At 39.5% G+C, this 6,711-nt stretch carries 2 protein-coding genes; both read right to left on the bottom strand.

All coding sequences use genetic code 11. From position 1 onward, the window contains the following. On the bottom strand, positions 1-1,092 hold a 1,092-nt coding region (locus ADI86_RS12415), incomplete at its 3' end, for an SIALI-17 repeat-containing surface protein (protein WP_049531615.1). A 41-nt stretch (positions 1,093-1,133) separates the two neighbouring features. Further along, positions 1,134-6,494, bottom strand: a complete 5,361-nt coding sequence (locus tag ADI86_RS02240; protein WP_049531614.1) for a ZmpA/ZmpB/ZmpC family metallo-endopeptidase — start codon at positions 6,492-6,494, stop codon at positions 1,134-1,136. Positions 6,495-6,711: the final 217 nt, after the last annotated feature.

The following is a 6,711-nucleotide window of genomic DNA, read 5'->3' as shown; positions in this document are numbered from 1 at the left end:
TACAGCAGCTTCTGGTAAGACTGGTTGAACTTCCGGCTCACCTTTTTCAGTTACAGCAGCTTCGGGTAAGGCTGGTTGAACCTCAGGTTCTACCAGATTACCACCAACTGGTGCTGTATATTCTGGTTTCTCAGCTTTAGGTGCTTCATCAGGTACTGTGCCCACTGGTTGAGTGTATTCTGGTTTCTCTGCTTTAGGTGCTTCGTCTGGAGCCATACCTACAGGCTCAGTGTATGCTGGCTTCTCATACTTAGGAGCAACGTCAGGCACTGTGCCTACTGGAGCAGTGTACTCTGACTTCTCAGCTTTAGGTGCTTCGTCAGGCACTGTACCCACAGGTTGAGTGTACTCTGGTTTCTCAGCTTTAGGCGCTTCATCTGGGACTGTGCCCACAGGTTTAGTGTATTCTGGTTTTTCATGAACTTCCGGCTCAACCAGATTACCACCAACTGGTGCTGTATGTTCTGGTTTCTCAGCCTTAGGAGCCTCATCTGGAACTGTACCTACTGGAGCAGTGTACTCTGGTTTTTCTGCTTTAGGTGCTTCATTATGAACACTTTGAATTTCAGATACTGGAACATTTTTTGTCCCCTCAGCTTTATGTTGAATTTCTGAGATTACATCATCATCAAGAGGTAAGTATCCAATATAACGATATCCAGCAATTTGAACTACTCCTTCATTACTTGGATCTTTCAAAGGATTGCTTATATCGAGTGCTTGCATACTAGAAAGACTAATCAGTCCGATAGTAGTAACTAAGAACAAACTACTAACTTTTTTCTTTTTATGAACCAAAAGGACTAAACTACCAACAGCTAATAGACCTAAAGCTGTAAACACAGAAGTCGATGAACCTGTTGCAGGAAGAGCTTCCTGCTGATAAATAAGAGCATAACTTGCTTCATTATCAGTAGGAATTCCTGCCTGAATCTTGCTTTGTTCTTCCTTTGTAAGAGCGCTTTTTTCAACATAATGATAGGTAGAAGCATGAATTACTGACGGTGCAACCAAGACACTTCCGAGTAACACCGAACCAACAATCCCACAGATTTTTCGGATTGAAAACCGTTCTTTTTTAAATAATGACAATCGTAATCACCTTCTTTAATTTTATTTCCTAATAGTAAACACTATTTTTTATTCTTGAAAATTGAACTTCTAAAATCATCAGTTTGATTTAGATAGGCCTTAAATACTGCTCTCTTTAACTTATGAACTGCACTATCATATTCTGGATTATAGTTGTCCCAAGAATAACGATTCTCATCTGCATCCTTACGGACAGCTTCGTCCATTAATCGCTGCAGTTCTTCTACACTATGAATCGTCTTTCTTGCAAAACTTGCCCAAGATTTAGTTGGATCGTTGAAGGTAACCTGCTTCAAGTTTCTAAACTGATCCACCCGTTCTTGGTACATAGCTTTCTTGAAATCTGCCCAAGAAGAATACTTCCCTTCAAATACCTTTTCCAAAACAAGATCATCTGTCACCAATCCTCGTTCTTTACCATAGAGATTGATGATTTTACCGTTTTGTTTGGCAACTTCTTCGTATTGGTTTGAGATATAAGGTACCATTCCATCCTTAAAGCCTTTGGCAGCCAGAAGTTCATAAGCAATCCTACGTCCCATCAAATCACCCGGAGTTCCCTTACTGCTCAGAGCCGAATAGATTGGGGCGAAGAGTTTAATCGTATAGTAACCGTTTCTTTCATATTCCCCAGACTTATATTCACGAGCTGACAAGATATTATTTGTAATCAAACTATCAAAGGTAGTCAATTTTTTGGCATCTTCTTCTGTCAGATTTTGTACAACGTTAGTAGCGTAAACATCGTTTCCATCTGCAGGATCTTTCACGTATTTATTCTCGATTTTTCGCAAGGCCGTCATTTTCTGATAAGCATCTAACTGTCTCACGATAGATTGCCCTTCGAGATATTCCAACATGTAAACGACATCAAACATATTGTGGGCGTAGTTCTGAAGATCTTCTGCGTTATTAAATCTTGTAGTTGGATCAAGCACTTGCAATCGCTGACCTTCTGTACTATCTGATGTTTTATGTTTCAAGATAGAGTTGATGGTAATGGTTGCATCACTTGGTTGGTCAGGAGCTTGCAATAAGCCTTTTGCGAAGAACTCGGGTCCTAATCCACTTCTTCGACCATAGCCACCAAGGTAAATATCCTGATCTGAATCATGTGTCATCTCATGGGTATAGGTGATAGCTCCATCCTTATCTAACATACGATAGGACATATAGTAAACGCCATCTCCAGTTGCATAAGCACCATGATGATTGTGAACTACTTTATTCCCCACGGGACCAAAGAAATTCTTCATCGCCGGATTGGTACTATCAAACTTAGCCTCAACTGTAGCTTTTCCAGATGTTGTATCATCTCCAAACTTATAGGCATCATAAACTAGAATCGTACGATAGAGCTTTTCACGTCCTTCTTTATCTAAAATACGATACCAATAATCGTAATGATCTCGCTGACGCTTGGCTGTTTCACGTGCATTATCTTCAACAAACTTATTGAGTTCATCTCCAGCTTTGTAGTCACTATTGCGGTAACGATCATAAGCTCCAAATCCTAGACTAGACATGGTCGAGATGACAAAGACTGATTTCTCCGGCAAGGTTAGGAGCGGCAAGACCATATTGCGGTATTTCCATGTGGCACTAGTGATACGGTCATAGACACCAATAGAATACTTGGTGCCAATTAGTCCTTGCTTCGTTTTCACCTCTTCGATATTGGATTTTTCTTCGACAATGTAAGCCTTGGTCTGTGATTTAAACCAGTCATTATTGGTTTTGTCTGGTAGAAAGACTTTTCGGTAATTTTCCAACGTGCTAAACAAATCTGTCGTTCCATGATGGCTGGCAAGACTGATAGCATAGGTATCGACATTGTTTTTAGCAAGAAGATTGTTAAAGCCAGATTTACCTAGCTCAATCAGAGTATCTAGTGGTGAAGTATTTCCTTTACCAAAGAAGTCCGGATGATACATAACTAGGTCTTTGACATTCACTTGACCATAGCTAAAGTTATACCAACGTTCTAAATAAGTTAAACCGAGTAGTAAGGCTTCCTTATTGTTCTTGATTTTATCTACAAGATAGCCTCTGGTAACTGAGTTGTCACCAGCAAGTCCAGCATCTGCTGACAAAAGTTTTTTCAAACTGTTTGCCAAATTTTGTTTTGTTTTGACAAACTGGTCTTCCAGATAGAGCTCAGTTTGCTTGACCTCTGGAGAAATTCCGAGTGTCTTTCTGATGGCATCCGACTTATAGTCAACCTTTTGTAAGTCAGGTACGACTTGCTTAATGATAGAGTCTTGGTCATACAAGAATTGATTTGGAGTGTAGAGGAGTCCTGTATCCCCTAAACTATATTCTGCTAGCTTGGCAAAATCAGTCTGGTACTTGAGATCGAGCTTCTCAGATGAATGGTCCTGATAGTGAAGCAAGAGTTTATTTGCAGTCTGTTTGTTAGAAACAATATCTGTGATTACTTGGTCATCCTTCATCATAACTGCGGACAAGAGTTCTTTTTGATATAAGAGACTGTTCTCCTTGACCAGGTTTCCGTATTTCACGATGGTCGCCTTGTTATAGAAAGGTAACAATTTTTCAATGTTCTTATAAACCAAAGCACGGTTAGCTTGATAATGCTTCACCTTAGAAAAATCACTTTCTTTACTACCACTTGTTGAAAGGGGCTCCACTGTTGGAGGAGTGAGAGGATTGATTTCTGCTTTTTTATTAGTCACTTCAGAAGCATCTAGCATTGTTCCTCTTTCTTCAAAGGATTCTTTGCTGACGACTTCATCCCTAACCAAGGTGACATTGTATACTCTGTTCGCCTTGCTGCTGAATGTGTCCTTCACCTTCATTCCATTGTAGTGGTAACCGGTAATAGCATTCCCGTTGGTTACATTGACATCACTTAGTACATTGGTTAATCTTCCTGCATGCTGTTCCTCATTCGTCTTTCGATCCCACAAATATCCAGCCACACCCGCAACTCTACCAAAGTGCTTGACATTGTTGATATCACCTTCAGCATAGCTATCCTGTATATGCGCATCTTGGTCTACTAGACCTGCTAGCCCACCAACAGTCTGATCTGAACTATTGGTGTTGGATGAAATGGCTACTGTCGCTTTTGATTTAGTCAGTGAAGCTTTATTTCCTGTCAAATGACCAACCAGACCACCGATATTATAGGCAGCAGTTGTTTCATAGGTATTGACAATTCTTCCCTTGAAACTGCTCTCTGCGATGCTTGATTGGTCTGCCTTAGCAAGCAATCCACCGATACCACGTTCTCCAGCCAGAACACCATCGACATGAACTTGTTTGATCTTTGTGCCATTCGTAGCTTCATTTGCCAGTGAACCAATATCATTTTTCCCTGAAATAGCAACATTTTTTAGACTTAGTTTTTCTACTGTAGCACCACTCAAGTTTTCAAACAGAGGTTTTTTCAAATTATAGATAGCATAATTCTTGCCATCTTTTTCACCAATCAACTGACCAGTAAAGGTGCCCTTGATATAGGATTTATCACCAGGATCAAGCTCCACTTCGTTAGCATTCAGGCTGGCCGCTAAATGATAGGTTCCAGAGGGATTTTGGTTTATAGCTTTGACCAGATTACTAAAGGAAGTAAAGTTTGTCTTTTCCTCTTTAGACTTCTTATCGAGGTAGAAGGTGAAATGGTCGACATATTTATTGTTCTGCTCTTGCTGGAGTTTCTCAGCCTTAGCTGTAATTTTATAAACTGGCTGACCATTTCTTTCCTCTTCAGTTATTGAGGCGACTGGTAGATAGACATCTTTAAATGCCGAAGATTTTACCTTGACAAAGTAATTATCCGTATTCTTTGGAATTTCATCCAATGAAATATGTTGTCTATAAGTCCCATTCGTCTGGCTGTACAACTCAATATCCGAAACATTTCTTAATTCGAGTGTTTTTTCTGGATCCTGCTCTTTCGTTTCTTCAGTCGGAATATCTGGCTTTACTTGATCAATATCACCAGTGTATTCTGGAAGTGGGGCTACCTGTTCAGGCCCACCTTTGTCACTTACTACAGCTTCTGGTAACGCTGGTTGAACTTCAGGCTCACCCTTATCAGTCACGACTGCTTCTGGTAACGCAGGCTGAACTGCGGGTTCACCTTTGGCACTGACTACTGCTTCGGGTAATTCAGGTTGGACTGCGGGTTCACCTTTGGTACTGACTACTGCTTCGGGTAACTCTGGCTGAATTGCAGGTTCGCCTTTATCGGTTACAACTGCTTCCGGCAATTCAGGTTGAACTTCAGATTCACCTTTGGCGCTTACAACTGCTTCGGGTAATTCAGGCTGTATCTCGGGTTCGCCTTTATCACTTACTACAGCTTCTGGTAACGCAGGCTGAACTGCAGATTCGCCTTTATCGGTTACAACTGCTTCCGGCAATTCAGGTTGAACTTCAGGTTCACCTTTGGCGCTTACAACTGCTTCTGGTAACTCTGGCTGGATCGCAGGTTCACCTTTGTCACTGACTACTGCTGCTGGCAACTCTGCTTGGACTGCGGGTTCACCTTTATCAGTCACAACTGCTTCGGGAAGCTCTGGTTGGATTGCAGGTTCGCCTTTATCACTTACTACAGCAGAATCTGAAGATTTTTTCTCTTCTTTTCTTGGATTGGTTAATTCTGTAGAAAGAGTTTTTTCAACTACTTGAACTTCTGTGGATTTAGTTGAAGAAACAGTTTTTTCTTCCGGAATAGCTTGTACTTTTGATGGATTCTCTACAAAATTCGGTGTAACACTATAATCTACCTTTTGTTGAGTTTTGGGAGTAGCTACTGATTTCTCTTGATTACTTGCTTCAGAATCAGAAGTCGTTTTCCCCTCTTTAATATATCCAATATAAGTGTAACCTGAAATCTCTTTAGGAAGAGGTAATTTTTCTCCTGTGGTTAATTCATAGTCAGTATTGTAATTTAGCAAAAGATGATTTTCTAAAGCATGAGCTGAAACTAAGACACCATTTCCTATTCCTGCAACCAATACTAAATGTAATACTGTTTTATTCTTAACTTTTTTCTTAGAAACAGCAAAAATTAAAATCCCCAGAGTCGCTAAGCTAGCACCAGAAACCAGAGTTTTCATATCATTCTTGCTTCCAGTATCTGGCAATTCTCCTAGTTGATTTTGGGAATTTAATTTATAAACAAGATAATAAGTCTCATCATCATTCTCCATGTATGTCGGAATATCATAGACAAGCTTCTTCTTTTCTTCTGACGATAACTCTGAATCTATCACGTATTTATAGTGAACACCTTTATTCTCTTGAGCCTCTACAGATGAACTACCTAATACAGACATAAAAAATAAACTTGAAATCGTTGCAGAGACAAGTCCTACTGATAATTTTCTAAATGAAAAACGCTGCTGTTTTTCACCAAAATACTTTTCCATGATTCCTCCTTGAAATAAAATTTTAAAAATATGCAAGCTAAAATTTATTATATTAGCTTGTTATCTTATAAAAAAGGTAATACACTTTAATTATACTCTTAATTTACCAAAAAGTCTTAAAATTGCGTTACGTTTTCATACTTTGTTTTATATATATAGCAAAATGAACCAAAAACAGTACACAATGTGGTATAATCTTCTTATGGCATATTCAATA

This window comes from Streptococcus pseudopneumoniae (assembly GCF_001074975.1).
Classification (GTDB): domain Bacteria; phylum Bacillota; class Bacilli; order Lactobacillales; family Streptococcaceae; genus Streptococcus; species Streptococcus pseudopneumoniae_D.
The sequence above is the reverse complement of the archived record's forward strand: the minus strand, read 5'-3'. Positions and strand labels throughout refer to the sequence as shown.

Excerpts from the sequence above, each read along its gene's own strand:
- ADI86_RS02240 (WP_049531614.1), bottom strand. The coding sequence starts at position 6,494 with ATGGAAAAGTATTTTGGTGAAAAACAGCAGCGTTTTTCATTTAGAAAA.